Source organism: Nocardioides sp. dk884, from assembly GCF_009557055.1.
Taxonomy (GTDB): Bacteria; Actinomycetota; Actinomycetes; order Propionibacteriales; family Nocardioidaceae; genus Nocardioides.
In genome coordinates this window covers 2,620,076-2,645,700 of record NZ_CP045649.1, presented here as the reverse complement: position 1 = coordinate 2,645,700, position 25,625 = coordinate 2,620,076, and the positions used below count along the sequence as shown (strand labels likewise).

Sequence of the window (25,625 nt, the reverse complement as noted above, 5' to 3'; positions counted from 1 at the left end):
GCGGCCGCGTGGTCGGCTCAGGCGACGTCGCGGCGCCGGAACCCCGCGAAGCCGACGGCGAGCAGCGCGACGACGACCACGCCCAGCCCGGTGAGGCCGGCCCAGTCGGGGGAGTCGGCCGTGACGTCGGGGACGTGGCGCAGTGGGCTGATGTCGAGGGCGCAGTCGGGCAGCTTGAACGTCGGGCCCAGCAGCGTGAGCCCGAAGGTCGCCACGACCCCGAGCCAGCCCACGAGGCGACGCGAGGGCTCGGCCCCGACGAAGGCGAGGGCCAGGGCCACCAGGGCCCAGACCCCCGGAACGGTCACCGCCGCCTGCGCCACGACGTCGCGGAAGGCGACCGTGTCGTCCCGGGTGGAGGCCACCAGCGCGAGCGTGGTGCCGGCGACGAGCATTGCGATCGCTGACCCCACCAGGGCGATGGTGACGTGGCTGGCGAGGAACGTCGTACGCCGCAACGACCCGGCCAGGAGCGGCTCGACGCGGTGCGCGACCTCCTCGCCGTGGATGCGCTGCGCGACCTGCACCCCGGTGATGGCGGCGACGATGGCGATGATCTGCAGGATCGTGGTGATGAACGCCGACGTGAGGTCGACGCCGGCGCCGCCGCCCGAGGCGACGATGTCTGCCAGTGCCGGGCTGTCTGCGGCGACGTCGCCGACCGAGGTGGCCAGGTTGCCGAAGACGAAGCCCAGGGCGACGAAGGCGATCAGCCAGGTGGCCAGGGCGCCGACGTTGAGCCGCAGCGCCAGCCCCCAGACGCTGCCGGCCAACCCGGCACGAGCCGGTCCCGGCCGTTGCGAGAGCATCCCCTGCGCGAAGTCGCGGTGCTGCTGCAGCACGAACGCGACGGCCACGAGCGCGATCGCGAGGACCAGGGCGAGGAGCAGCGGCCACGGGTTGTCCTCCGTGCCCGGCCGGGTCTGCGACAACCAGCCCAACGGCGTGAGCCAGGTGGCGTCGCCGTCGGGGTCCGAGGAGTCGACGTAGCCGCGCGCCACGTAGCAGACACCGAGGGTGCCGATCGCGATGCTCGACGCAGCGTGGGCGTCCGAGCCCAGCTGCGCAGCGACCGCAGCGACGCCGGTGAACATCAGCCCCGAGGCGGTGAACGTCGCCGACAGGATCAGCGTGGCGCTCACCCCGCCTCCGCAGGCGAGGGTCACCGCGAAGCAGACCACACCGAGGGCGACCGAGGCGGTGCTCGCCATCAGCACGGCGACCGCGAGCCGGGTGCCCCGCGCCATGACGCCCGAGGCGACCAGCTCCGCCTGCCCCGAGTCCTCCTGGGCGCGGCTGTTGCGCACGACGATCAGGATCGCCATCAGTGCGGCGAAGAACGCCCCCAGCATGCCGGCGCGCCAGCTGTTGAACCCGTCCGCGGTCCTCAGGTCACGGGCCGGGCCGAAGATGAGGGCGAGGGCGGGGTTGACCCCCAGCGTCCGGGCGAGCTGCTCGCGGTCGGAGGCATCGGGAAAGATCCAGGCGTAGGCCAGGATCGAGGACGCGGAGAGCGCCGAGATCCCGGCCACCCACGGGGCGATGTGGCGGGCGTCCTGTCGCAACGACACCTTCAGCAGCGGACGGGTCCCGGTCAGCGCCGCGCTCACGGCTCGGCGTCCCCTGCGTCGTAGTGGCGCAGGAAGAGATCCTCCAACGACGCCGGCGACACGGTGAGCGCGGACAGGTCGTAGGCCACCAGCGCGGCCATCGCCTCGTTGATCCGGTCCGGCTCGACGCTGGCGGTGAGGCGGTGCCGCGCGTCGAGCACGGCGTCGTGGAGCACGCCGTCCAGCGCGCCGAGACCGGACGGGTCCGCGGGTGGACGGCCGAGGGTGGCGCTGATCGCGACCCGCGCCTGACCACGCAGGTCGGCCAGTGTCCCGGTCTGGGCGATGGTGCCCTGGCGGATGATGCTCACCCGGTCGGCGAGCGCCTCGACCTCGCTCATGATGTGGCTCGACAGCAGGATGGTGCGTCCTCGGGCCTTCTCCGCGCCGACCTCGTCCTGGAACACCGCCTCCATCAGCGGGTCGAGGCCCGAGGTCGGCTCGTCGAGGATGAGGAGCTCGACGTCGGCGGCGAGGGCGGCGACGATCGCGACCTTCTGCCGGTTGCCCTTGGAGTACTGCCGGCCGCGCTTGGTCGGGTCCAGCTCGAAGCGCTCGATGAGCCGATCGCGCCGCGCCGGGTCGAGCCCGCCGCGCAGGTTCCCGAGCAGGTCGATCGCCTCGCCGCCGGACAGACCAGGCCAGAGCACCACGTCACCCGGCACGTAGGCCAGCCGGCGGTGCAGCGCGACCACGTCGCGCCACGGGTCGCCGCCCAGCAGCTCGACCGTGCCCGCGTCGGCCCGCAGCAGCCCGAGCAGCACCCGGATCGTCGTGGACTTGCCAGCGCCGTTCGGACCGAGGAAGCCGTGCACCTCGCCCCGCCCAACCCGCAGGTCCAAGTGGTCCAGGGCGGTGAACGACCCGAACCTCTTGACCAGGCCCTCGATGCGGATCGCGGCGTCCGGGTCGGGTGTCGTCGTGGCCACGGCCCCTCCCTCGTCGCCGGGGTGCGCGCTCCTCACCGTACGCCTGCCGACGCCGAGCGGAGGCTCGCTGCGGCCTGCTGCCGCCCGCGGCGGCGCAGGAGGCGGTTCCGCTCCCGGCCGATCCGCCCTAGCGTGCACACCAGCCCTGTCGGCCAGCACCTCCTCACCAGCACAGGAGAGCCCCATGACCGAGCACGCCCTCGACGACGACCAGCTCGCGGACCTCGACGCGTGGTGGCGGGCGGCGAACTACCTGTCCGTCGGCCAGATCTACCTGATGGACGACCCGCTCCTGAGGACGCCGCTGACCCGCGAGGACATCAAGCCGCGCCTGCTCGGCCACTGGGGGACCACCCCGGGTCTCAACCTGCTGTGGACCCACCTCAACCGGCTGATCCGCGAGCGCGACGTCGACATGATCTTCCTCGCCGGCCCCGGGCACGGCGGGCCGGCCGCGATCGCGAACGCGTGGCTGGAGGGCACCTACAGCGAGGTGTACCCGCAGGTCAGCGAGGACGCCGAGGGGATGCGCCAGCTGTTCCGCCAGTTCTCGTTCCCGGGCGGGGTGCCCAGCCACGTGGCGCCGGAGACCCCCGGCTCGATCCACGAGGGCGGCGAGCTCGGCTACGTCCTCTCCCACGCGTACGGCGCGGCGATGGACAACCCCGACCTCGTGGTCACCGCCGTGGTCGGGGACGGAGAGTTCGAGACCGGCCCGCTGGCCGCGTCGTGGCACGCCAACAAGTTCGTCGACCCGGTGCACGACGGCGCCGTACTGCCCGTCCTGCACCTCAACGGCTACAAGATCGCCAACCCGACCGTCCCGGCACGGATCCCGCGCGAGGAGCTGCTCGCGCTGCTGCGCGGCTACGGCCACGAGGTGCTCACGGTCGAGGGCGACGACCCCGCCGACGTACATCGTCAGCTCGCCGCGGCGCTGGACCAGGCGCACGACCGGATCACCGAGATCCAGCGCGCGGCGCGTGAGGACGGCGACCTGGAGCGCCGGCCCTGGCCGATGGTGCTGCTGGTGACCCCGAAGGGCTGGACCGGCCCGCACACCGTGGACGGGGTGCAGGTCGAGGGCACCTGGCGCGCCCACCAGGTGCCGCTGTCGGGCACCCGCGACAACGCCGAGCACCGCGCGATCCTCGAGTCGTGGCTGCGTTCCTACCGCCCCGACGAGCTCTTCGACGCTGAGGGCCGCCCGGTCCCGCGGCTGCAGGCGCTGGCACCGCGGGGCAACCGGCGGATGAGCGCGAACCCGCACGCCAACGGCGGCCTGCTGCGCCGACCGCTGCGCCTGCCGGACTTCCGCGGGTCCGCGGTCGACGTCGCACACCCCGGGGCCTCGGTCCACGAGCCCACCCGGGTGCTGGGCCGCTACCTCGTGGAGGTGGTGCGCCAGAACCCTGACAACTTCCGGGTCTTCGGGCCCGACGAGACCGCCTCCAACCGGCTCGACGCGGTCTACGAGGTCACCGACAAGGTCTTCGCCGGGGAGATCCGCGACAGCGACGAGCACCTCGGCCACCACGGCCGGGTGGTCGAGCTGCTCTCCGAGCACACCTGCCAGGGCTGGCTGGAGGGCTACCTGCTGACCGGGCGCCACGGGCTGTTCAGCTGCTACGAGGCGTTCATCCACCTTGTCGACTCGATGCTCAACCAGCACGCGAAGTGGCTCAAGACCACCCGCACGATGACCTGGCGCCCGCCGATCTCCTCGCTCAACTACCTGCTCACCTCGCACGTGTGGCGCCAGGACCACAACGGCTTCTCCCACCAGGACCCCGGGTTCATCGACCACGTCGTGAACAAGAAGGCCGAGGTCGTGCGGGTCTACCTGCCGCCGGACACCAACACCCTGCTCTCGACGATGCGGCACTGCCTCGAGACCACCCACTACGTCAACGTCGTGGTCGCGGGCAAGCAGCCGACCTTCGACTGGCTCGACGCCGACGCCGCGGACCTGCACTGCGCGCGGGGGCTCGGCATCTGGGACTGGGCCTCCAGCGACGACGGCGACCCCGACGTGGTGATCGCCTGCGCCGGCGACGTACCGACCGTGGAGGCGCTGGCGGCCACCTCGATCCTGCGCGAGTACCTGCCCGAGCTGAAGGTGCGCTTCGTCAACGTCGTGGACCTGATGCGCCTGCAGGACGACACCGAGCACCCGCACGGGCTGTCCGCGCGCGACTTCGACACCGTCTTCACCGCCGACAAGCCGGTGGTGTTCGCCTACCACGGCTACCCCTGGCTCATCCACCGGCTGACCTACCGCCGCACCAACCACGCGAACCTGCACGTGCGCGGCTACAAGGAGGAGGGCACCACCACCACGCCGTTCGACATGGTGATGATGAACGACCTGGACCGCTTCCACCTGGTCATGGACGTCATCGACCGGGTGCCCTCGCTGGGGCAGCGCGCCGCCACCCTGCGTCAGCGGATGGTCGACACCCGCCGCCGGGCCCACCTGTGGACGCGAGAGTACGGCGAGGACCTGCCGGAGGTCCGCGACTGGTCCTGGACCCCGGGGGCCGCTCCTGCCCGGGGCGCCTCGCCCTCGACCACCGCCCGTCCCGAGGTCCTCGCCGAGCAGCACTGAGGGGAGTCAGCCCGCCAGCACCTCGACGACCTGTCGCGCGATCGAGAGCTCCTCGTGGGTGGGGACGACGAGCACTGCCACCTCGGAGTCATCATCGGAGATCCGGGCGGGGCCCACGGCGGCGGAGTTGAGGACGGGGTCGAGGCGGATCCCGAGGCGCTCGAGGCCGGTGAGCACGTCCGCGCGCAGCCGGGGGACGTGCTCACCGGCACCCGCGGTGAAGGTGATGACGTCGGCGCCGCCGAGCACGGCGAGGTAGGCGCCGAGGTACTTGCGCAGCCGGTGGCAGTAGACGGCATACGCGGTCGTGGCCGCCTCGTCGCCGGCGTCGAGGGCCGGCTCGAGGTCGCGGAAGTCCTGCAGGCCGCACATCCCGCGCAGGCCGGAGCGGTGGTGCAGCAGGTCGTCGAGCTCATCCACGTCGAGGCCGCCGACGCGCAGCAGGTGCAGCAGCACGCCGGGGTCCAGGTCACCGCCGCGGGTGCCCATCACCAGCCCCTCGAGCGGGGTCATCCCCATCGAGGTCTCCACCGGGCGCCCGCCCCGGATCGCGGTGGCCGAGGCGCCGTTGCCGAGGTGCAGCACGATCTGGTCGAGCTCGGCGAGCGGGCGGCCGAGGAAGGCCGCGACCTCGCCGGCGACGTAGTGGTGGCTGATGCCGTGCGCGCCGTAGCGCCGGATGCCGTGGCTCGCCGCGAGCTCCCGGTCGAGGGCGTACGTCGCTGCCTCGACGGGCAGGTCGGCGAAGTAGGCGGTGTCGAAGACGGCGACCTGGGCGAGGGCGGGGTAAACCTCGCGCGAGTGGCGCATCCCCTCGATGGCCGGTGGGTTGTGCAGTGGCGCCAGCGGCACGAGCTCCTCGAGGCCCGCCAGGACGGCGTCGTCGACCAGCGTCGGCACCACGAAGCGGGAGCCGCCGTGGACCACGCGGTGTCCGACGGCCGCGAGGTTGTCGACGCCCAGGCCGGCGCCTTCGAGCTCCTCGGCGACGCGGACCAAAGCGGCGCCGAAGTCGTCGTGGTGCAGCCGCTCGAGGTGGCCGCCGAGCAGCGACTCGCCGGTCCTGGGACGCAGCACCTGGTACTTCAGCGAGGAGGAGCCGGCGTTGAGCACAAGCACGGGCCGATCGGTCATGCCGGACTCCCTTCGCGGTCCCTGCACGGTAGCCGCGGGCGCCGACGCTGTCGCGCATTGTGCGAGGGGCGGCCGGGTACCGCGAGCGCCGTACCTGCATCGACGCGGAGGTGAGCAGAGATGGCCGGCAGTTCGGGGAGCTCGGGAAACATCAAGAACGAGAAGCAGTACGAGGCGCTCAAGGACAAGGGCATGTCGAAGGAGCGCGCCGCGAAGATCGCCAACGCCGAGGACTCCTCCAAGCACGGGGGCGAACAGTCCGGCAAGGGCGGCAACAGCAAGCAGGGCGGCACGACCGCGCAGAAGAAGGAGGCCGGCCGCAAGGGCGGCAAGGCCAGCCACTGACCATGACCCTGTTCGGACTGATCCTGACGATCCTGCTCACCGCCGGTGTCGTGGCGGCGATCCTGCTCTTCGAGCGCAGCCGCGCCGAGGGCATCCGCCGCGACCTCGCCGACGACGCCCGCCGCGACCGCGAGGAGCGCGAACGCCGGGAGCGCTGACCGCCCACCCGATGGTCGAGCCGCCTTCGTTGGTCGAGCCTGTCGAGCTCCTCAGCTGTCCTGCTGCTCCCGACCGGCCCCCCGCACGTCGTCGACGATCTTCTTGTCGCGCGCGGCCCGCACGCAACCCGCGACCAGCCGGGACAGGTCCCGGCGCTCGACCAGACCGGCCAACGCCTCGGGGGAGGTCGGCAGCCCGAGCCGGGCTGCTCCCTTGGCGGTCAGCTCGTCGACGTACGGTGCGAGGTCGGGCCAGACGCCCTGCACCTCGCGGCAGAAGATCGCCGCGCCCGCGGGGCCGATCCCCTTGAACTGCTGCAGGTCCCGCCCGAGGTCGTCGCTCTGCTCGTGCAGGCGCCGCAGGTCCCCGGCGTACCGGTCCAGGACGGTGTTGGCGAGCTCGGCGAGCTGGGTCGCCGTGCGCTCGTCGTAGCGGCGGTACCCGGCTCGGCCGAGGGCGGCGATGAGCCGCGATCGCGGGGTGTCGCGCGTGCGCGGGGGAGTCGTGCACCCGGCTGCGAAGAGCTCGCGCGCGGCGGCGACGGCGATCTCGGAGCGGATCCGCGCGGACAGCAGGAGGCTGAGCACGAGCAGCTGCCACAGCGGGGCCGGCTCGTCGGCGAGGTTGATCCCCGCGTCCTCGGCGTACGTCCTGCCGTGCCGCTCGAGCAGGGCGGCGGCCGTGTCCTTCTCGTCCATGGTCGAGCGGTACCCGGCGGGATGGGCCGGCGTGCAGCGGGTTCGGATCCCCGCGGCCGGGGTACTGCGACGACGAGCGAGCGGGAGGTCCGTCATGAGCGAGATCCACGATCCAGCGGCCACGAAGAGCGCCGACAGCAGTGCGCAGACCCCGTCGGCCAGCAGATGGGTGCTGGTCGGTGCCGGGCTCCTGCTGCAGTTCTCCATCGGCGCGGTCTATGCCTGGTCGGTCTTCGCGAAGGCCTACCAGGACGCCGAGCCGTGGCAGCTGTCCAAGGTCGAGTCCTCGCTGCCGTTCACGGTGACGATCGCGATGATCTTCATCGGCAGCTACCTCGGTGGGCGGATGCAGGACCGCCGCGGGCCGCGCGTCGTGGCGCTCGCCGGTGGCGTGATCTACGCGGTCGGCATCATGCTGGCGTCGTTCTCCCGCGGCTCCGAGGACCTGTGGCTGCTGGTGCTGAGCTATGGCGTGATCAGCGGTTTCGGTCTTGGTGTCGCCTACATCGTGCCGATCGCGATGCTGCAGAAGTGGTTCCCCGACAAGAAGGGCCTGATCACCGGGCTCGCGGTCGGCGGCTTCGGCTTCGGCGCGGTGCTGACGTCCCCGGTCGCGAGCTGGCTGATCGGCATGGACGAGGACCAGCCCTCCAAGGCGTTCCTCTGGCTGGGGCTCGCCTACCTGGTGATGTCGCTGGTCGGCGCGTCGTTCTTCCGCAACCCGCCGGAGGGGTACGTCGTGCCCGGGCACGAGCAGGAGACCGGTGCCGCCAGCGCTGAGGCGGCCAAGGACTACAGCGAGAAGGAAGCGCTGCGCACCCCGCAGTGGTACCTGCTGACCGCGATCCTGACGCTGAACGTCGCCGCCGGCATCGCGCTCATCTCCCAGGCGGCCGGGAGCGCGGAGGGCATCGCGGGATACAGCGGCGCGGCAGCGGCGACGGTCGTCGGCGTGCTGGCGATCTTCAACGGCGGTGGCCGCATCGTCTGGGCGGCCGCCTCGGACTACACCGGGCGGATGCCGGCGTTCGCGGCGATGCTGGCGCTGCAGGGCGTGTGCCTGATCGTGCTGCCGCACGCGAGCAACCAGGCGCTGTGGTTCGTGCTGGCCGCGGTGATCTACCTCTGCTACGGCGGCGGCTTCGGCACGATGCCCGCCACCGCGGGGGACTTCTTCGGCGTCAAGAACGCCGGCGGGATCTACGGGCTGATGCTCATCGGCTGGAGCCTCGGCGGCGTGCTCGGCCCGATCCTCATCTCGGCGCTGTTCGGCGACGGCGACGACCCGAACTACACCCTCGGCTACACCACGATCGGCATCATCGCGCTGGTCTCCGTCGCCCTCACGCTGGTCACCAAGCTGCCGGGCGACCGGCGTCAGGTCGTCGCCAAGGGGTGAGCACGCGCTCGCCGGCGAGCCCGCGCTCCCGGCCTCGGGGGGGGGTGCCTCGAGGAGGTGTCTTTCGGCGCAATTGCTGGGAAAAACACCGTGTTCGCAGCGGCAGCGGTGTTTTTTCCAGCAATTGCGCAGTTGTGCGCACCCCGAAGGCGACCTCGTGGCGCTCAGCGCGCCACCCCGACGGGATCGCGTCGACCGACGCGCAGATCCCACCCGCACCCGGCGGCGAGCACGGTGGCGCCGGCGGCCAGCAGGAACGTACCCGGAAGGCCGAGAGTGGCGCTGAGCCCGCCGGTGACCGCGGAGCCGATCGCCTGGCCGACCACGAGGGCGATGAAGACCGCCGACGTGCCCGGGGCGGCGTGGTCGGGAGCCAGCTCGGCGACCCAGGCGATCAGCGCCGAGCTCGCCGCGACGAACCCCCATCCGAAGAGCGCGCACGCGGCGACGGCGACAGCGAGACGGTCGGGGGCGAAAAGCGCCGCCGTGGCCACCGCGGCGCTCGCCGTCGTCAGCCACCAGGCGCGCCGGGCCGGCAGTGAGCCGAGCCGGCGGGTGGTCAGCACCGTTGCGCTGCCGCCCACGCCCAGGGCGATCCAGGCGACGACGGACGCGGACTCGCTGGCCCCGGAGTCGACCAGGTGGGTGCGTCCGTAGGTCCACACGGTGCTCGACGCCGCGCCGAGCAGCAGTGCGCCGAGGGCCGGGCGGCGCAGCGTCAGCAGCCACCGCCGATCTCCCGAGGTACGGCGCGGGGCCCCTCCGGACGTCGGGCGGTCCAGTGCCAGGACGCAAAGCCCGGCCACGGCGGTGAGCACGGCGCTGATCGTGAACCCCAGGCGCCACTGCGAGACGAGCAGCGCGAGCAGTCCGGCGGCGACCAGGCCCGGTCCGGTGCCGGCGTTGACGGTGGCCTGGGCTCGAGCCACCCGCTCAGCGGCGATGTTGCGCGCCACCACTCCCACCAGTCCGGGGGAAGCGAAGCCGGCACCGGCGGAGGCGAGGACCGCCGCCGGCACAAACAGCCACAGGCCGGGCGCGAGCGCCATCCCGAGCGCGCCGAGGGCCGCGGTTGCCAGGGCCGCGAGCACGAGGGGGCGCGGCCGGTCGCCCGCCAGCAGCCCGACCAGCGCGCCCGCGCAGTACGCCGCGGAAGCACCGGAGGAGACGTACCCGGCCAGCGCCGAGCCGAGCGGGAGCGAGGCCGAGATGTCGGGCAGGAACAGCCCGTAGGCGAGCCGGACCAGCCCGTAGGTGCCCGCGATCAGGCAGGTCCCGGCGACGACCAGGGCAAGCTCGCGTCCGGACCGCCGCCCGGTCGGCTCGTCCGCCACGGGGACAGCAGATAACGATAACGATCGTTTCACTTGGCGAGCCTATAGTCCGGGGCATGGGCACCCGCGAGACCACCCGGACCCGGCTCCTCGACGCGACCGACGAGCTGGTCTTCGCGGCCGGCGACACGCAGGCGCCGGTCGACCGGATCCTCCAGCGGGCGGGGGTGTCGCCGGCGACGCTGTATCGCGCCTACGGGAGCCGGGACGCGCTGGTCGCCGCGGCACTCCAGCGTCGCCACCGCGAGTGGCTGGAGGTGTGGGACACAGCGATCGAGCGAGCGACGGACGGCCGGGGCCGGCTGCTGGCGATCTTCGACGCCCTGGAGGAGTTCCGCGCCCGGGCGAGCGGAGCGCGGTGGTGCGCCTTCCTCGGGACCGCAGCCGCGTACGCCGACCCGCCGCCGGTCCTCGCCGAGGCGCTGCGCATGGAGACCGAGTCGCTGCGCCGCCGGCTGCGCCACCTCGCCGAACCGGTCGCGGGCGAGCACGCGGACGCGCTCGCGGAGGCCCTCGAAGTGGCGTACTCCGGGGACCTCGCGAGGCGGCTCCGACCGGGCGATTCCGCGACCCCGGGCGCCGCCCGGGCGGTCGCGGCTCTGCTCGTCGACCACCCGGAGCGGCTCGAGGCCTGAGCCACGGCACTCAGGCGAGCGCGGGCTCCTGCCGGGCGAGCGCGATGCGGGCCACCACCGGCACGACCGTCAGCAGCGGGATGAGCAGCACCGCGGCGCTCAGCGCGGCGTACGTCGTGAGGGCGAGCGGCGGCACGGCGAGTCCGAGCAGCCCCACGCTGGCACCGATGACGGCCGGGACGACGGTCGCGGTGCCGACCAGCCACGCGACCAACCCGATGAGCAGGGCCTCGACGCCGGCCATCGTCACCAGCTGGCGCCGGGTGGCGCCGGTGCGCCAGAGCAGCAGCAGCTCCGCGCGGCGCCCGGCCGTCGCCAGGACCAGCGCGTTGGCGGCCGCCACGGCGACGAACACCAGCAGCAGGAGCAGGAGCAGGGTGGAGAGGTCGCGCGCCTCGTCGCTCGCGGCGCCCGCGGCGGCGACGTACTGCTCCTCGTCGGTGACGCTGAGGCCCAGGTCGGCGACCGCGGCGCGCGCGGCGGGGTCGCTGGTGCGCAGCAGGACGGTGTCGGGGGCGACGTCGAGGCCGTGGGCGGCCGGCGTGCCCTGACCGACGAGGTAGCCGCCGAAGCCCAGGCCGCGGTCGTAGACCGCCACGACGGTGGCCCAGGTCAGGTCGCCGCCGTCCCAGCGCAACGCGATCCGCTCGCCCATCCCCTTGCCGGTCTCGAGTCGGGCGTCGCGGCTGATCGCGATGGTGTCCTCGCGTTCCAGGTCGGCCAGGGTCCCGTCGCTCACCTGCGGGTCGAAGGTCTCCTCGACGTCGCCGGCGGGCAGGGTCCGCATCTGGGTCGGCTCCCAGGCGAGCGAGCCGAGCCACTCGCCCTCGTCGTCGGTGCGCACCTGGACGGGCACGGAGGCGAGCGGCGTGGTCACCTCGACGCCGGGGACGGCGGCGATGGCGGCGAGCCGATCCGCGTCGAGGTCGGTGCCGGTGACGATCAGGTCGGCGTGCAGCCCGTCCTCCAGCTCGCGAGCCCCGGCGGCCGCAAGGGTGTCGTCGAGCGTGGCCTGCACGGTGCCGACCCCGAGCGCGAGCGCGAGGGGTACGACGACCGTCGTGAGCCGCCGCGCGAAGCCGCGGGAGTTGGTGAGCGCGAGCTGGGTGGCTGCGCCGCCGTGCCGGACCCCGGTGCGCTGCACCAGCCACTCGACCAGCGCCGGTCCCGCGAGCGCCGCCGCGCCGATGAGCAGGAAGGCGGAGACGGCGGCGGTGGCGCTGCCGAGGGCCCCGGGCACGATCGCCGGGCTGAGCGCCGACGCGAGGCCCAGCGCGGCCACGACCACGGCGGCGGTACGCCGGGTGCGCCCGATGCCGGTGGGCTCGACCACGCTCTGGGTGACGGCGGCGGTGGGCGAGGCGCGCAGGGTGCCTCGGGTCGCGACCCGAGCGGCGAGGTAGCTCACCGGCAGCAGGAACAGCACGGCGGCGAGCACCGGCAGCGGCGAGAGGGACATCGCGAAGCCGGGCTCGACCATGCCGGCGTCGCGCAGCTGCGGGGTCAGGGCGCGTACGCCGAGGAGCCCGGCGACCGCGCCGATCGGCGTGGCGATCACCGCCACCAGGCCGACCTCGCGAGCGACCAGGCCGCGGACCTGGCTGCGCGTGGCACCGACCGCACGCAGCAGTGCGAAGTCCCGCTGACGCTGCTGCAGCGCGAGGGAGACGGTCGCGGAGACCACGAAGACCACGAGGAGCAGCGCGGTGCCGGCGAAGGAGAGCGCGAGCGCGACCAGGAACTCGGCCTCGCCGGGGGAGCGCAGGCCGGACTCGACGAGGACGCCGGTGCCCGAGACCAGGACCGCCGCGAGGGCGAGGACCAGGAACGGCGCGACCAGGCTGGGGACGTGCGCGCGGGCGCCGGAGCGGGCGAGGGGCCACATCGCGCTCACCGTTCCAGGCCCAGCATGCGGTCCGCGACGCTCTGCGCGGTCGGGTCGCTCAAGCGGTCGACGAGTCGACCGTCGGACAGGAACAGCACCTGCTCCGCGGTCGCGGCGACCTGGGCGTCGTGGGTCACCATGACGACCGTCTGCCCGAGCCGCTGGGCGGTCTCGCGCAGCAGCGCCAGGACCGCGGCGCCGGTGCGCGCGTCCAGGGCGCCGGTCGGCTCGTCGGCGAAGACCACTGTCGGGCGTGAGAACAGCGCCCGTGCGATCGCGACCCGCTGGGCCTGGCCACCGGAGAGCTCACCGGGCCGTCGCTGCGCCATGCCGTCCAGACCCACGGCGCGGAGCAGCTCGTCCTGCCAGGCCGGGTCGGGTTCACGCCCGGCCAGGATCATCGGCAGCCGGACGTTGTCGGCGACGCTGAGGTGCGGGATGAGGTTGTAGGACTGGAAGACGAAGCCGACCTGGTCGCGGCGGAACCGGGTGAGGTCGTCGGGGGAGAGCACGCTGATGTCGCGCTCGCCGACGAGGACCCGGCCGCTCGTGGGGATGTCGAGGCCGGCCGCGCAGTGCAGCAGGGTGGACTTCCCGGAGCCCGAGGGCCCCATGACGGCGGTGAACGAGCCGGTCTCCAGGGTGAGGGAGACGCCGCGCAGGGCATGGACGGGCTCCGGCGCCCCGGCGTACTGCTTGTGCACGTCGAGGAGCCGCAGCGCGGCGGTGGTGGAGGCGCCGGGGAGCGGCGGCTGGACGGTGCGGGTGGGCGTGGGGACGGTCATCGGGCTTCCCTCGGTCGCGGAATGGGGACACCCATGAACCTAGGAATTCCGGCGGCCGGCCGCGAGCGGCCTGAGAGGGAGATCTCGAGGTTGCATCCTTCGATGTAAGCGGCCCCGCCCGGCTCAGTCCGGGACCGCGACGACCTTGTTCTGGTAGGCCCAGACCGCGGCCTGGAGGCGGGAGCGTACGCCGAGCTTGGGCATCATCCGGGCCAGGTGCGACTTCACCGTGGAGGTCTCGAGCACCAGCTGGGCGGCGATCTCGTCGTTGGACAGCCCCTGGGCGAGCAGCAGCAGGATGTCGTGCTCGCGGGCGGTGAGCAGCTCGGAGGCGCGGCCGGCGGTGACCGGGACGATCTCGCGACGGGTGACCACCTCGCGCAGGACCCGCTTGGTGAGCGCGTCGTCGAGCGTGCCGTTGCCGCGGGCGACGGTGCGCACGGCGGCGACCAGCACCTCGGGCTCGGCGTCCTTGAGCAGGAACCCGGACGCGCCGGCCTCGAGGGCGCCGAAGAGATAGTCGTCGATGTCGAACGTCGTGAGCACCAGCACCGGGATCGGGTCCTCGACGCCGGGGCCGCACAGCTCGCGGGTGGCGCTGATGCCGTCCTGCCCGGGCATCCGGATGTCCATGCAGACCACGTCGGGGCGCAGGGTCCGGGCGGCCTCGACCGCCTCGCGCCCGTCGGCGGCGACCGCGACCACCTCGAGGTCGGGCTCGGCGCCCAGCAGGGTGCGCAGGCCGGCGCGCACCAGCGGCTGGTCATCGGCGACCACGACCCGGATCATGCGTGTTCCCTCGTGCTTCCCTCGAGGCGGTGGTCGCGCGGTATCTCCAGGGCGACCTGCCAGCCGCCGTCGGTCGTGGGCCCGACGGCCAGGCTGGCGCCGGTGAGCTCGGCCCGCTCGCGCATACCGAGGATGCCGAACCCGTCGCGTCCCTCCGGTGGCGGAGCCGCGGTGGGTCGCTCGTTGTGGACGGTCACCTCGACGGCGTCGGGGTCACGGTCGTCGATGACGACCTCGGCGCGGGCCCCGGGGGCGTGGCGAGCGGCGTTGGCGAGCGCCTCCTGGGCCATCCGGTACGCCGCGAGCTGGGCGAGCGGCCCGACCCCGTCGCCGAGCGGCCGGCCGCCGGAGAGGACTGTCAGCCCGACGTCGCGACCGGCGCCGGTGACGTCCTCGACCAGCGCGGCGATGCCGGCGAGCGACTCCGGGCGCACCCGGTCGGGACCTCCCTCCTGGTCGTCCTCACGCAGCAGCCCGACCAGGCTGCGCAGGTCGCGCAGCACGGCAGTGCTCTGCTGGCGCACCTGCGCGACCGCGGCCTTGGCGCCGGCCGGGTCGGAGTCGATCTGGGTGCCGATCGCGGCGGTCATCACCGCGATGCCGGAGAGGTGGTGGGCGGCGATGTCGTGCAGCTCGCGGGCCATCGCGGTGCGCTCGCGGGCGACGGCCGCCTGCACGAGCGCCCCGTGCTCGCGCTCGAGCGCCTCGGTGCGGCTGGCGCGCGCCTGCCGGATCTCGCGCCGCGTCGAGACCACGATCGCGACGACGAGCGGGACCCCGACCGTCGAGACGCCCTGCAGCATCCCGAACCCCACCGCGGCCGCCAGCTCCTCGCCGCCAAACAGCCCGGCGACGGTCGTCCCGGCGCCGGTGAGCAGCGCCGCGAGGGCGAAGGTGGGCACGGTGTCGCGCGACAGCGGCCGCTCGACCCCGAGGGTGTACGCCGCGATCAGGACGGCCGGCTGGGCCAGGCCGATCGCGTCGCCGAGCCCCCAGACGCCACACAGGAGCATGCCGAGCGCAGTCGCGAGGAGGGTCGCGCGCGGCGCCGTACGACGCCACAGGAGCGCGGCTGCCTGGAGCAGCAGCGTCACCGCGCCCAGCACCCACGCCGTCGTCGACGGCACCGGCGCGACCACGCCGGCGTCCGGGGCGGCGGAGGTGACGGCGACGAGCGCTGCCAGCCCGAGCAGCACGATCGCCCCGGTCCCCGCCGCGACGCGCACGTCGATGGGCGCGACACTGCTTGGTTGACTCACGGCCGGAACGCTACCTGCCCGCACACCGGTCCTTGCGTGATGGCGGTGCTCCGCAGCCACGGGCTGACTGCGGAGCACCGCCATCAGCCAAGGGCGTGCCGGTTCCGCTGGACGGGAACCGCCGACAGGGCGGTGCGACGGTGTGGCACACAGGCACATGCGCACGATCACACCCAGCGAGATCCAGTCCGTGACCTACGGCCCCGACGGGGCGGGCTACCTCATGCGCGACTACCTCGGCAGCCACGCCGCGAAGCAGTCGGGGGAGCAGGCCTACCTGGTCGAGCAGCAGGCGGGCGAGCTGCGCGCGCACTTCCACGAGGTCGACCAGTTCCAGGTCGTGGTCGGCGGTGCGGGGACGATCGGGCGCGACCGCGCCGTGCCGGGCGTCGTGCACTACACCGATGCCTACGCCTCCTACGGTCCGATCTGCACGGACCCGGAGGTCGGGATCTCCTACCTGACCCTGCGCCGCGACCCGACCACTGGCATCAACTACATGCCCGAGGAGCGGGAGAAGCGACGCCGGCTGGCGGGCTGCGGAGAGCACTTCACCGTCCTCCTCGACGAGCGGGTAGCCGTCGGCGCGGGACTGGTAGAGCTGGGCGGCAGCGGCCGTGGTGCGCGGGCCTACGGCGTACGCCTGGCACCCGGCGAGCCGCTGTGTCTCGTCGACCTCCCGGCTGGGCAGGCGGGGTACGCCGTGGTCCTCGCCGGCGCGATGATCGCGGACGGGCGCCCGCTCCCGGCGGGGAGCCTGGTGTCCTTCGAGGGCGTCGCCGAGGTCGCCGGCCTCTCCGCCGGCCCCGAGGAGGTCGAGGTCGCGGTGGCGCTGTTCGCGCCCTCGCGCTGAGGGCCGGTGTCGGCGCCCGCCGTCAGACTCGGGAGCACCGCCCGCGGACGGAGGAGCGCCAGGCGTTTTCGGTGAGCGGGAAGCCCTCGCCGTGTGACGCGGGTCGCGGCTAGCGTCCGAGCGTCCGAGCCGTCCCGAGGAGCCCTCATGCGTACCCCCGTCATCGCGGACGCCGTCCGCACGCCGCACACCACCAGTGAGCGGAGCCGGCGCCGATGATCACCCGAGACGACGCCCTCGCCCGGCTCACCGCGCCCGGCCAGCCCTTCGAGATCCGCCTCGAGGAGGTCCGTGGCCAGCAGCTCCAGGTCTTCGCGAACCGCCAGCGAAGCCTCGGCCGGCTGCTGCTCGACTCCGCGCGGCACGGGGACGCGGAGTACCTCGTCACCGAGCGCTCCCGGATGAGCTTCGCCGAGCACCTCGACGCCGTCGCCGCGCTCGCGGCCGCGCTGCGCACCGAGCACGGCGTCGGGCGCGGCGACCGGGTCGCGATCTGCGCCGCGAACTCCCCGGAGTGGATCGTGACGTTCTGGGCCGCGCAGGCCCTGGGCGCGGTCGTGGTGGGCATGAACTCGCTGTGGGCGGGACCGGAGATCCGCTACGGACTCGAGCGCACCGAGCCGACCGTGCTGGTCGCGGACGCGCCGCGCCGTGCGCTGGTCGGCGACCCGGGCCTGCCGGTGGTCTCGATCGAGGAGGACCTGCCGGCCCTCATCGAGCGGTACGCCGGGGCGACGCTGCCCGCCGACCTCGACACGCTGGTCACCGAGGACGACCCGGCCGTCGTGCTGTTCACCAGCGGCACCACCGGTCGGCCCAAGGGCGCCACTCACTCGCACCGCAACGTGGTGGCCGCGGTCTGGTTCCACCTGCTCAACGACGCGGTCGCCGCCGAGCTCGGCATGGCGCCGCCACCGCGCCGCTGGCTGCTCGCGACCCCGCTGTTCCACATCGCGGCGCTGCACAACATCGCGGTGATCCGCCTGGCCGTCGGCGACACCGCGGTCATCCACCTCGGCAAGTTCGACATCGACCGGGTGCTGCGCCTCGTCGAGGCCGAGAAGGTCACCAACTGGGGCGCGGTGCCGACCATGGCCAGCCGCCTGATCGAGCACGCCGACAGGCACGGCCTCGACGGCTACGACCTGTCCTCGCTGCGCACCTTCACCGTCAACAGCGCGCCCTCCGCGCCGGCGCTCAAGCAGCGGGTGCGCGAGGTGCTGCCGGTCGCCGGCCGCTCGCTCGGCACGACGTACGGGCTCACCGAGTCCTCGAGCGCCGCGACCCTGGCCAGCGCCGCCGACCTGGTCGCCGACCCCGAGACCGTCGGCCGGCCGGTGCCGACCATGGAGGTCGAGGTCCGCGACGCCGAGAACCGCCGGGTGCCCGACGGCGTCGAGGGCGAGGTCTGCCTGCGCGGCCCGCTGGTGATGACCGGCTACTGGCACGACCCCGAGGCCACGGCCGCGGTCACCGCCCCCGACGGGTTCTTCCGCACCGGCGACCTCGGCACGATGCACGACGGACAGCTGCACATCTCCAGCCGCCGCTCCGACCTGATCCTGCGCGGCGGGGAGAACGTCTACCCGGCCGAGGTCGAGAACGCCCTCGACGCCCACCCCGAGGTCCGCGAGAGCATCGTGCTCGGCGTGGAGCACCCCGACTGGGGCGAGGAGGTGGCCGCCGTCGTCGTGCTCGACGAGGGCTCGGCGACCACCGCCGAGGACCTGCGCGAGCACGTGCAGTCGCTGATCGCGCGCTACAAGGTCCCCACCCGCTGGACGCTGACCTCCGAGGCGCTGCCGCGCAACGCCACCGGCAAGGTGATGCGACGCGAGGTGCGGGTGTCATGAGCCCGTCCGGGCACCGCGACGAGTGGGAGCCGCTGCTGGCGGACCTGGCGCGGCGGCGTACGGCCGCGCGGTCGATGGGTGGCCCGGACAAGCTCGAGCGGGTACGCCGTGCGGGGCGCCTGGACGCCCGGGCCCGGGTCGCGGCGCTGCTCGACCCCGACACCTTCGCCGAGCTCGGCACCCTCGCCGGGGACGGCTCCACCCCGGCGGACGCGTTCGTCGCCGGCTCCGGACTCATCGACGGGCGCCCGGTGCTGGTCGGGGTCGAGGACTTCACGGTCGCCGGTGGCTCGATCGGTACGGCGGGGGCCACCAAGCGCGCCCGCCTCGCCGCGCTGGCCCGCCAGGAGCGGGTGCCGCTGGTGCTGGTGCTCGAGGGGGCCGGGCACCGGGCGACCAACGCGCTCGCCGTGCACCGCCCCGCTCCGAACGACCTGCAGGCCCTGGTCGAGCTGGCCGGGCTGGTCCCCACCGCTGTCGTCGTGACCGGACCGTCCGCCGGGCACGGTGCCCTCGCCGCTCCGCTGGCCGACCATGTCGTGCTGGTCGAGGGCGACGGCTCGCTGTTCACCGCCGGCCCGCCGCTGGTGAAGGCCTCGCTCGGCGAGGTGGTCACCAAGGAGGAGCTCGGCGGCGCCGCGGTGCACGCCGAGGCCAGCGGGGTCGTGCACGAGGTGGCGCCCGACGTGCACGCGGCGCTGCGCGCAGTGCGCCGCTGGCTGTCCTACCTGCCCGCCAACGCCTGGGAGAACCCGCCCACGACCTCCGGGCCGGACACCGGCGAGCGGCTGCTGGAGCGGGTGCTCGACGTGGTCCCGCCCAATCCGCGCCGGCCCTACGACATGCACCTGCTGCTCGAGGAGCTGCTCGACGCCGGGTCGCTGCTGGAGATCGGCGCCCGCCATGGCCGGTCGCTGATCACCGCGCTGGGACGCCTCGGCGGCCGCCCGGTCGCCGTGGTCGCCAACCAGCCCGAGGTGCTGGCCGGGGCGATCGACGTCGCGGCCGCCGAGAAGGGCGCGCGCTTCGTCGAGCGCGCGGCCGCGTTCCACCTCCCGCTGCTCCAGCTGGCCGACAACCCCGGCGTGCTCGCGGGCAGCGCCTCGGAGAAGGCCGGCATCCTGCGCGCCGCGGCGCGGATGTTCGCCGCCCAGCACCGCGCCGAGGTGCCCAAGCTGCACGTCACGGTGCGCAAGGCCTTCGGGTTCGGCAGCTCGGTGATGGGCCAGAACGCCTTCGGCGGCCAGACGCTCTCGCTGGCCTTCCCCGGCGCGATGCTCGGCGGCATCCCGGCCGCGGTCGGCGGCGCCACGTCGGGTGCGGACGCCGAGACCCGCGAGGCCCTGCTCGCCAACGAGGCAGCCGGGCCGTGGCGCCTGGCTGCGTCCGCGACGTACGACGAGGTGATCGACCCGCGCGAGCTGCGCAACGCCCTGCTGGCCGGGCTCCGCCTGGCCCGGCCGTCGGCCCGTCCCGAGCCGGTCGTGCACACGGGCTACCTGCCGTGAGCGCGAGCAGCGTCCTGGTCGATGTCGCCGACGGGGTCGCCACGCTCACCCTGCACGCGCCCGAGAAGCGCAACGCGTTCGACGCCGCGACCGGCCGCGAGCTGGCCGCGGCGTATGAGCGCTGCGACGCCGACGACGAGATCCGCGCGGTCGTGCTCACCGGCACCCCGCCCGCGTTCTGCGCCGGCGCCGACCTGAGCGCGGGGGAGTCCACCTTCGCCGGCACCGACGCCGGCTTCAGCGCTGCCGGGGTGCGCTTCCCGGCGTTCGCGGTGCGCAAACCGGTGATCGCCGCGGTCAACGGCCACGCGCTGGGGATCGGGCTCACTCTGGCGCTGCAGTGCGACGTGCGCTTCCTCGCTGCCGACGCGTCGTACGGCGTGGTGCAGGCGCGCCGCGGCCTGCTCGGCGACGCGTGGTCGCACTGGGTGCTGCCCCGGATGATCGGGGTCTCCCGTGCCGCGGAGGTGCTGCTCTCCGGGGCGACCTTCGACGGGCACCGGGCGCTGGATCTCGGGCTCGGCAGCCGCGTGCTGCCCGCCGAGGAGGTGCTCCCCGCCGCCCTCGCCTGGGCCCGCGACGTGGCCACCCACACCGCGCCGCAGTCCGTGGCCGCGAGCAAGCAGCTGCTCTGGGCCGCCTTCGACCTCGACGCCGCGGAGGTCGAGCGCCTCGAGACCGCCTGGCACCGCCGGCTGATGGGCCACGACGACGTCCGCGAGGGCGTGCGCGCCTTCCGCGAGCGACGGGCCCCGCGGTGGACCGGCAGGGTGAGCGACCTGCCGCCGGCGCCACGACCGTTCGCCCCCGACGCCGGCTGAGGCCCGTCGGCGACCAGAGCCGTCGACCACTGCGGTCCGTCGCCACCCGGCGTGAGACCGCCGTTGACACCACCCCGGCGATGTCGTTGACTGCATATGCCGAACAGGAATAGTTCGGATCAAATGGACGAAGGGTGGCCCGCCGGTGGACTTCGAGCTCGACACCGAGCAGCGTGCGTGGCAGGAGGAGGTCCGGGCGTTCCTGCGCGAGCACGTCACCCCGGCGCTGCGAGCCGAGCTGGCCGAGCACGACCTGGAGAAGCGCGACGGCGAGCTCATGGCGTTCCGCCGCAAGATCGGCGAGAAGGGCTGGTTCGGCCTGAACTGGCCGGTCGAGCACGGTGGTCTCGGCCTGGGCCCGATCTACCAGCACCTGCTGGTCAGCGAGTTCGAGTACTGGGGCGTCCCGGGCCCCGACCTCACCGTCACCTCGGTGGCGCCGATGATCATGCGCCACGGCACCGAGCGCAACAAGGCGGAGTTCCTGCCGCCGATCGCGCGCGGCGAGATGGTCTGCGCCGTGGGCTACTCCGAGCCCGGCGCCGGCACCGACCTGGCGAGCCTGCGCACCCGCGCGGTGCTCGAGGGGACCATGGAGGACGGCGAGTGGGTGATCAACGGCGCCAAGACCTGGAACAGCGGTGCCCAGCGCTCCACCCACGAGTGGCTGTGCGTCCGCACCGACCCCGACGCCCCCAAGCACCGCGGCATCTCCGTGATCATCGTGCCGATCGACCACCCGGGGGTCACCATCCGCCCGCTCACCGCCTGGTCGGGCTACCGCACCAACGAGGCGTTCTTCGACGACGTCCGGGTGCCCGCCTCCCACCTGATCGGCGAGGTCAACAAGGGCTGGCTCTACATCACCGGCGCGCTGGACCTCGAGCGCGGCGCCCTCACCAACGCCGGCGACCTGCGCCGCGCGGTCGACGACCTCCTCGAGCTCGCCCGCCGCCCCCGGCGTGACGGCGCGGTGCCGGCGCACGACCCCGCCGTACGCCGCCGGCTCGCGTTGCTGGACGCCGACGTCGAGGTGGCCACCCTGATGGGCTTCGAGGCCGCCTCGCTGCTCGACGAGGGCATCATCCCGAGCATCGAGGTGAGCGTCGAGAAGGTCTTCACCAGCGAGCTGCGCCAGCGCATCGCCGAGGTCGCGCTCGACCTGCTCGGCCCCGACGGCCTGCTCGGCCACCGCACCACGGCCGCCCCCGACGACGGCCGCTTCGAGCGGCTCTACCGCATCGCCCCGCTCCTGCGCTTCGGCGCCGGCACCAACGAGGTGCTGCGCGACGTCATCGCCCAGCGCGGGCACGCCATGCCGTCCTACGGTCGCTGAGAGAGGAAACCGTGAAGCTCGTCCGCACCACGCAGGAGCGTGACCTCGCCGCCAGCCTCCGTGAGCTGTTCGCCACCCACTGCCCGCCCGACCTGGTCCGCGCGCTGCGCGAGCCCGGCGGAGACCGGGTCCCGGAGAAGCTGTGGGAGTCGCTGGTCGCCGCGGAGGTGCTCGCGCTGCCGTTCGCCGAGGACGTCGGCGGCGCCGGTGGCACGCTCGACGACCTGGCCGTCGTGTACGCCGAGGCCGGGCGCGCGCTGTGCCCCACGGTCGTGCTCAGCACCCTCCACCTCGGCCTCGCGGTCGCCGCCCTGGGCAGTGCGGAGCAGCAGGCACGTGTGCTCGCCCCGCTGTGCCGTGGTGAGCTGCGCGGCGCCGTGGCGCTGGGGAGCCCCTACGACGCCGCCGACGTGCGCCCGACGCTGCGCGCGGAGCCGATCGGCGGGGACCGGGTCGCGGTGAGCGGTCGCCTCGACCACGTCCTCGACGCCGACCTCGCCCACCGGGTGCTGGCCACCGCCACCCTCGCGTCGTACGGCGAGCCGGACCGGCTGGTCGGGGTGCTGCTCGATCCGCGGGCCCCGGGGATCACGCGAACCGCGCTGCCGACCAGCGACGCCGACCGGCTTCAGCAGCTGGACCTCGACCACGTCGTGGTGCCGGCGGCGGACGTGCTGACCGGGCCCGAGGGGGTCGGCCTCGCCGCGGACGGGGTGCGCCGCGTCGCGCTGCTCGTCCGGGCGCTGCAATGCGTCGACATGGCCGCCGGCGCGGACGCGGTGCTCGAGCGCACCGTGGGTCACGTCCGGGGCCGTGAGCAGTTCGGCCGGGCCATCGCGTCCTTCCAGGCGGCCCAGCACCTCGTGGCCGACGTGCACATCGCGGTCCAGGCGGCCCGGCTGGCCGCCCGGAGCGCGGTCTTCTGGCACGGCCGCGGCCGACCGGCCGTCCGGGAGACGGCGGTCGCGGTGCTGCACGCCGCCACGGCGTACCGACGCGCGACGCTCGATGGCCACCAGCTGCACGGCGGCATGGGCTACGTCGTGGAGACCGACCTGCACCTGTGGTCGGAGCGGGCCCGGCTGCTCGGGGCGCTCGGCGGCGGGCCGGACGTCGCCGCCCGCTGGCTGGAGGAGGAGATCACCCGTGGCTGACACGACAGGGGTCGACCCAGCGAAGCAGGTGCTCTCCGGGGTGCGGGTGCTCGACCTCTCGCGCTGGGTGGCGGGCGAATACGCCACCAAGCTCTTCGCCGACTTCGGTGCCGACGTCGTCAAGGTCGAGAAGCCCGGGGAGGGCAGCCTCACCCGGCGCTGGGGCCCGTTCCCCGACGACCGTCCCGACCCCGAGCGCAGCGCGCTCTTTCTGCACCTCAACACCAACAAGCGATCGGTCGCCCTGGACCTGCACGATCCCGTCGACCGCGAGCTGCTGCTCGGCCTGGTGCGCGACGCCCACGCGGTCGTGGAGTCGTTCCGCCCCGGCCACCTCGAGCGGCTCGGCCTTGGGCCCGACGTCCTGCGCGCGGCCAACCCCCGCCTGGTGCTCACCCGGATCAGCGCGTTCGGCCAGACCGGTCCGCGGCGCGACCACGAGGCCAGCGGCCTGGTGCTCCAGGCGGCCGGTGGCCCCATGCACGCCACCGGGCAGGCGGACCGCGCGCCGCTGCGCAAGCCCGGGCTGCTCGAGCACTACACGGTCGGTCGCAGCGCCGGGCAGGCCACGCTCGCCGCGGTGCTCGGCGCCCGACGCACCGGTCGCGGCGCGACCCTCGACGTCTCCGGCCAGGAGGTGCTGCTCGCGGGCGCCGACCGGCGCGCGTCGTACCTGCTCTCCGCGTCCTACTCCGGGATCACTGCCCCCCGCGGTGCGCGCAGCCCGCACCGGCACGGCGCCACCTTCACCGGGCCGTTCCGGGCGGCCGACGGCTTCGTGATGGTCTACGTGACCAACCAGGCCTTCTGGAACCGCTTCGTCCACCTCGTCGGCGCCGAGGACCCCGCGTTCCGCGAGCGGTTCCTGGACCGCCAGACCGTGGCCGGCGAGGACCGCGAGGAGTTCCTGGCCCACGTCGCGGGATGGATCGCGGTGCGGCCGAAGATCGCGGTGATGGAGGCGGCCGAGGCGGCGCGGATCCCGGTGACCGCCTACCTCTCCGTCTCCGAGGTGCTGGCCCACCCGCACTTCCGCGAGCGCGGCGCGTTCGTCGCCGCCGACCACCCCCGGGCCGGCCGATTGGAGTACGCCGGCCCGCCGTGGCGGATGGAGCGCGGCTACGCCCTGCGCACGCCTGCTCCGCTGCTGGACCAGCACGGCGCCGAGGTGCGCGCCGAGGCTGGCGACACCGCGCCCACCCAGGAGGTGCTCGCATGAGCACGCGTGCCGATCTGCCCCTGTCCGACCTGCCCCTGTCCGGCATCCGCGTCATCGACCTGACGGTCGTGTGGTCCGGGCCCGGGGCGACCGCGCTGCTGGGCGACCTCGGCGCGGAGGTGATCCGGGTGGAGGGCAACGACCGGCTGAGCCGCCAGGTCTCGGCGAAGGTCACCAAGGCGTCCTTCGAGAAGACCGGCTACCACGGCGGCACCTACCCCGACAAGGATCCCGGCGCCCGCCCCTACGACCGCTCGGCGCTGTTCAACTGGCACGCGCGCAACAAGCTGTCGGCCTGCATGAACCTCGACACCGCCGAGGGCCACCGTGCGTTCCTCGACCTGGTGCGGGTCAGCGACGTGCTGGTGGAGAACAACTCCAACGGCGTGCTGGAGAAGCTCGGGCTGGGCCACGAGCGGCTGCTCGAGGTGAACCCGCGCCTGGTGGTGGTCCGGATGCCGCCGCTCGGCATGAGCGGGCCGATGAGCGACTACCTGGGCTACGGGCCGAACTTCAACAGCCTGGTCGGCATCGCGGCGATGGACGGCTACGAGGGCGAGGACCCCGACTCGGCCGGCGAGAACTACCACATGGACGAGGCGGCTCCGGCCGGCGTCGGGTTCGCGGTCCTGGCCGCGCTGTGGGATCGCGAGACCACCGGTCGCGGCGGCCTGGTGGAGTTCGCCCAGGCCGAGAACGTCATGGCGGAGGTGGGCGAGCTCTTCCTCGACCACCAGCTCAACCACCGCGACCCGGCGGTGCTCGGCAACGCCGACCCGTGGGCCGTGCAGGACGTCGTACGCGTGGCCGGGGACGACCGCTGGGTCGCCGTGACGGTCCGCGACGACCGCGACTGGCGGGCCCTGCGCACCGTTCCCGGGCTCGGGGAGGACCCGCGGCTGCCGGACGCAGAGGCCGACGGCGAGCTGCGCCGCAGCCGAAGCGCGGACATCCGCGCGGCCCTCGCCGACTGGTGCGCCGGTCGCGAGGCCGACGACGTGGTCGCGACCCTCCAGGGTGTCGGCGTGCCCGCGGCGGAGGTGGTCAGCGAGCCGCAGCTGCTCACCGACGCCCACCTCGAGGCCCGTGGCTGGTGGCGCGAGCGCAGCCACCCGGCGATCGGCACCCACCGCTATCCGGGCCACCCCTGGCGCAGCGACGACCTGGACCTCGCCTTCGGCCGGCCCGTGCCGGGCTTCGGCGAGGACAACGAGCACGTCTACCTGAGCGTCCTGGGCTGGTCCCGGGAGGAGTACGACGACCTGGTGGCCCGCGGTCTGGTGACCGACCACCAGCTGGCCTGAGAGGACAC

The 25,625-nt window shown here is 73.9% G+C and carries 22 protein-coding genes; 13 read left to right on the top strand and 9 right to left on the bottom strand.

Annotated elements, in window-relative coordinates:
* Positions 1–17: 17 nt before the first annotated feature.
* Positions 18–1,610, bottom strand: a complete 1,593-nt coding sequence (locus GFH29_RS12755; RefSeq protein ID WP_153324185.1) for an ABC transporter permease — start codon at positions 1,608–1,610, stop codon at positions 18–20.
* Positions 1,607–2,539 carry an ABC transporter ATP-binding protein gene (locus GFH29_RS12750; protein WP_228387470.1) on the bottom strand — a complete coding sequence of 311 codons (933 nt, stop codon included), beginning with the start codon at positions 2,537–2,539 and terminating at the stop codon, positions 1,607–1,609. Before GFH29_RS12750 ends, GFH29_RS12755 begins: the two co-directional genes overlap by 4 nt.
* Before the next feature lie 184 nt (positions 2,540–2,723).
* Between GFH29_RS12750 and GFH29_RS12745 the strand changes: the two genes are divergently transcribed.
* Positions 2,724–5,147, top strand: coding sequence for a phosphoketolase (locus tag GFH29_RS12745; protein ID WP_153324181.1), 2,424 nt, complete (start codon positions 2,724–2,726; stop codon positions 5,145–5,147).
* A 6-nt stretch (positions 5,148–5,153) separates the two neighbouring features.
* On the opposite strand, the gene GFH29_RS12740 is transcribed toward GFH29_RS12745, so the two are convergent.
* Complete coding sequence (locus GFH29_RS12740) at positions 5,154–6,281, bottom strand: acetate/propionate family kinase (protein ID WP_153324179.1); 1,128 nt, start codon at positions 6,279–6,281, stop codon at positions 5,154–5,156.
* Between the two features lie 120 nt (positions 6,282–6,401).
* Between GFH29_RS12740 and GFH29_RS12735 the strand changes: the two genes are divergently transcribed.
* Positions 6,402–6,626, top strand: coding sequence for a hypothetical protein (locus GFH29_RS12735; RefSeq protein WP_153324177.1), 225 nt, complete (start codon positions 6,402–6,404; stop codon positions 6,624–6,626).
* A 2-nt stretch (positions 6,627–6,628) separates the two neighbouring features.
* Positions 6,629–6,784, top strand: a complete 156-nt coding sequence (locus GFH29_RS12730) for a hypothetical protein (protein WP_153324175.1) — start codon at positions 6,629–6,631, stop codon at positions 6,782–6,784.
* Between the two features lie 51 nt (positions 6,785–6,835).
* On the opposite strand, the gene GFH29_RS12725 is transcribed toward GFH29_RS12730, so the two are convergent.
* Entirely contained in the window at positions 6,836–7,483 is a 648-nt protein-coding gene (locus GFH29_RS12725; RefSeq protein WP_153324173.1) for an endonuclease, read from the bottom strand.
* Positions 7,484–7,577: 94 nt separating this feature from the next.
* On the opposite strand from GFH29_RS12725, the gene GFH29_RS12720 reads away from it, so the two are divergent.
* Positions 7,578–8,882 carry an OFA family MFS transporter gene (locus tag GFH29_RS12720; protein WP_153324171.1) on the top strand — a complete coding sequence of 435 codons (1,305 nt, stop codon included), beginning with the start codon at positions 7,578–7,580 and terminating at the stop codon, positions 8,880–8,882.
* A 164-nt stretch (positions 8,883–9,046) separates the two neighbouring features.
* Here the strand turns inward: GFH29_RS12720 and GFH29_RS12715 are convergent, their stop codons facing one another.
* On the bottom strand, positions 9,047–10,216 hold the full coding sequence (locus GFH29_RS12715) for an MFS transporter (RefSeq protein WP_153337816.1): 1,170 nt from the start codon (positions 10,214–10,216) through the stop codon (positions 9,047–9,049).
* A 56-nt stretch (positions 10,217–10,272) separates the two neighbouring features.
* Between GFH29_RS12715 and GFH29_RS12710 the strand changes: the two genes are divergently transcribed.
* On the top strand, positions 10,273–10,851 hold the full coding sequence (locus GFH29_RS12710; protein WP_153324167.1) for a TetR/AcrR family transcriptional regulator: 579 nt from the start codon (positions 10,273–10,275) through the stop codon (positions 10,849–10,851).
* 10 nt (positions 10,852–10,861) lie between these two features.
* On the opposite strand, the gene GFH29_RS12705 is transcribed toward GFH29_RS12710, so the two are convergent.
* The 4 genes from GFH29_RS12705 to GFH29_RS12690 all read right to left on the bottom strand — a co-directional run bounded on the left by GFH29_RS12705 (position 10,862) and on the right by GFH29_RS12690 (position 15,569).
* Positions 10,862–12,736: an FtsX-like permease family protein gene (locus GFH29_RS12705; protein WP_153324165.1), complete on the bottom strand. Its 1,875-nt coding sequence runs from the start codon at positions 12,734–12,736 to the stop codon at positions 10,862–10,864.
* 5 nt (positions 12,737–12,741) lie between these two features.
* Positions 12,742–13,521 carry an ABC transporter ATP-binding protein gene (locus GFH29_RS12700; protein WP_153324164.1) on the bottom strand — a complete coding sequence of 260 codons (780 nt, stop codon included), beginning with the start codon at positions 13,519–13,521 and terminating at the stop codon, positions 12,742–12,744.
* Positions 13,522–13,644: 123 nt separating this feature from the next.
* A complete protein-coding gene (locus tag GFH29_RS12695) occupies positions 13,645–14,310 on the bottom strand; it encodes a response regulator (protein ID WP_153324162.1) in 666 nt (221 codons plus the stop codon).
* Positions 14,307–15,569, bottom strand: coding sequence for a sensor histidine kinase (locus GFH29_RS12690; protein WP_153324160.1), 1,263 nt, complete (start codon positions 15,567–15,569; stop codon positions 14,307–14,309). The genes GFH29_RS12695 and GFH29_RS12690 overlap by 4 nt, the downstream gene beginning before the upstream one ends.
* A 157-nt stretch (positions 15,570–15,726) precedes the next feature.
* Here GFH29_RS12690 and GFH29_RS12685 point away from each other — a divergent pair, with 157 nt between their 5' ends.
* The 8 genes from GFH29_RS12685 (at position 15,727) to GFH29_RS12650 (ending at position 25,617) form a co-directional block, all read left to right on the top strand.
* A complete protein-coding gene (locus GFH29_RS12685) occupies positions 15,727–16,422 on the top strand; it encodes a hypothetical protein (protein WP_153324158.1) in 696 nt (231 codons plus the stop codon).
* Between the two features lie 215 nt (positions 16,423–16,637).
* Positions 16,638–18,275: a class I adenylate-forming enzyme family protein gene (locus tag GFH29_RS12680; RefSeq protein WP_153324156.1), complete on the top strand. Its 1,638-nt coding sequence runs from the start codon at positions 16,638–16,640 to the stop codon at positions 18,273–18,275.
* A complete protein-coding gene (locus tag GFH29_RS12675) occupies positions 18,272–19,783 on the top strand; it encodes an acyl-CoA carboxylase subunit beta (RefSeq protein ID WP_228387468.1) in 1,512 nt (503 codons plus the stop codon). The genes GFH29_RS12680 and GFH29_RS12675 overlap by 4 nt, the downstream gene beginning before the upstream one ends.
* The gene (locus tag GFH29_RS12670) at positions 19,780–20,604 is read left to right on the top strand and encodes an enoyl-CoA hydratase-related protein (RefSeq protein ID WP_153324154.1); all 825 of its coding nucleotides are present in this window, start codon (positions 19,780–19,782) and stop codon (positions 20,602–20,604) included. Before GFH29_RS12675 ends, GFH29_RS12670 begins: the two co-directional genes overlap by 4 nt.
* Before the next feature lie 145 nt (positions 20,605–20,749).
* Positions 20,750–21,940 carry an acyl-CoA dehydrogenase family protein gene (locus GFH29_RS12665; RefSeq protein WP_153324152.1) on the top strand — a complete coding sequence of 397 codons (1,191 nt, stop codon included), beginning with the start codon at positions 20,750–20,752 and terminating at the stop codon, positions 21,938–21,940.
* 11 nt (positions 21,941–21,951) lie between these two features.
* Positions 21,952–23,094 carry an acyl-CoA dehydrogenase family protein gene (locus GFH29_RS12660; protein WP_153324150.1) on the top strand — a complete coding sequence of 381 codons (1,143 nt, stop codon included), beginning with the start codon at positions 21,952–21,954 and terminating at the stop codon, positions 23,092–23,094.
* Positions 23,087–24,313, top strand: coding sequence for a CaiB/BaiF CoA transferase family protein (locus tag GFH29_RS12655; RefSeq protein WP_153324148.1), 1,227 nt, complete (start codon positions 23,087–23,089; stop codon positions 24,311–24,313). Before GFH29_RS12660 ends, GFH29_RS12655 begins: the two co-directional genes overlap by 8 nt.
* Entirely contained in the window at positions 24,310–25,617 is a 1,308-nt protein-coding gene (locus tag GFH29_RS12650; RefSeq protein WP_153324146.1) for a CaiB/BaiF CoA transferase family protein, read from the top strand. The genes GFH29_RS12655 and GFH29_RS12650 overlap by 4 nt, the downstream gene beginning before the upstream one ends.
* The last annotated feature ends 8 nt before the right edge of the window (positions 25,618–25,625 follow it).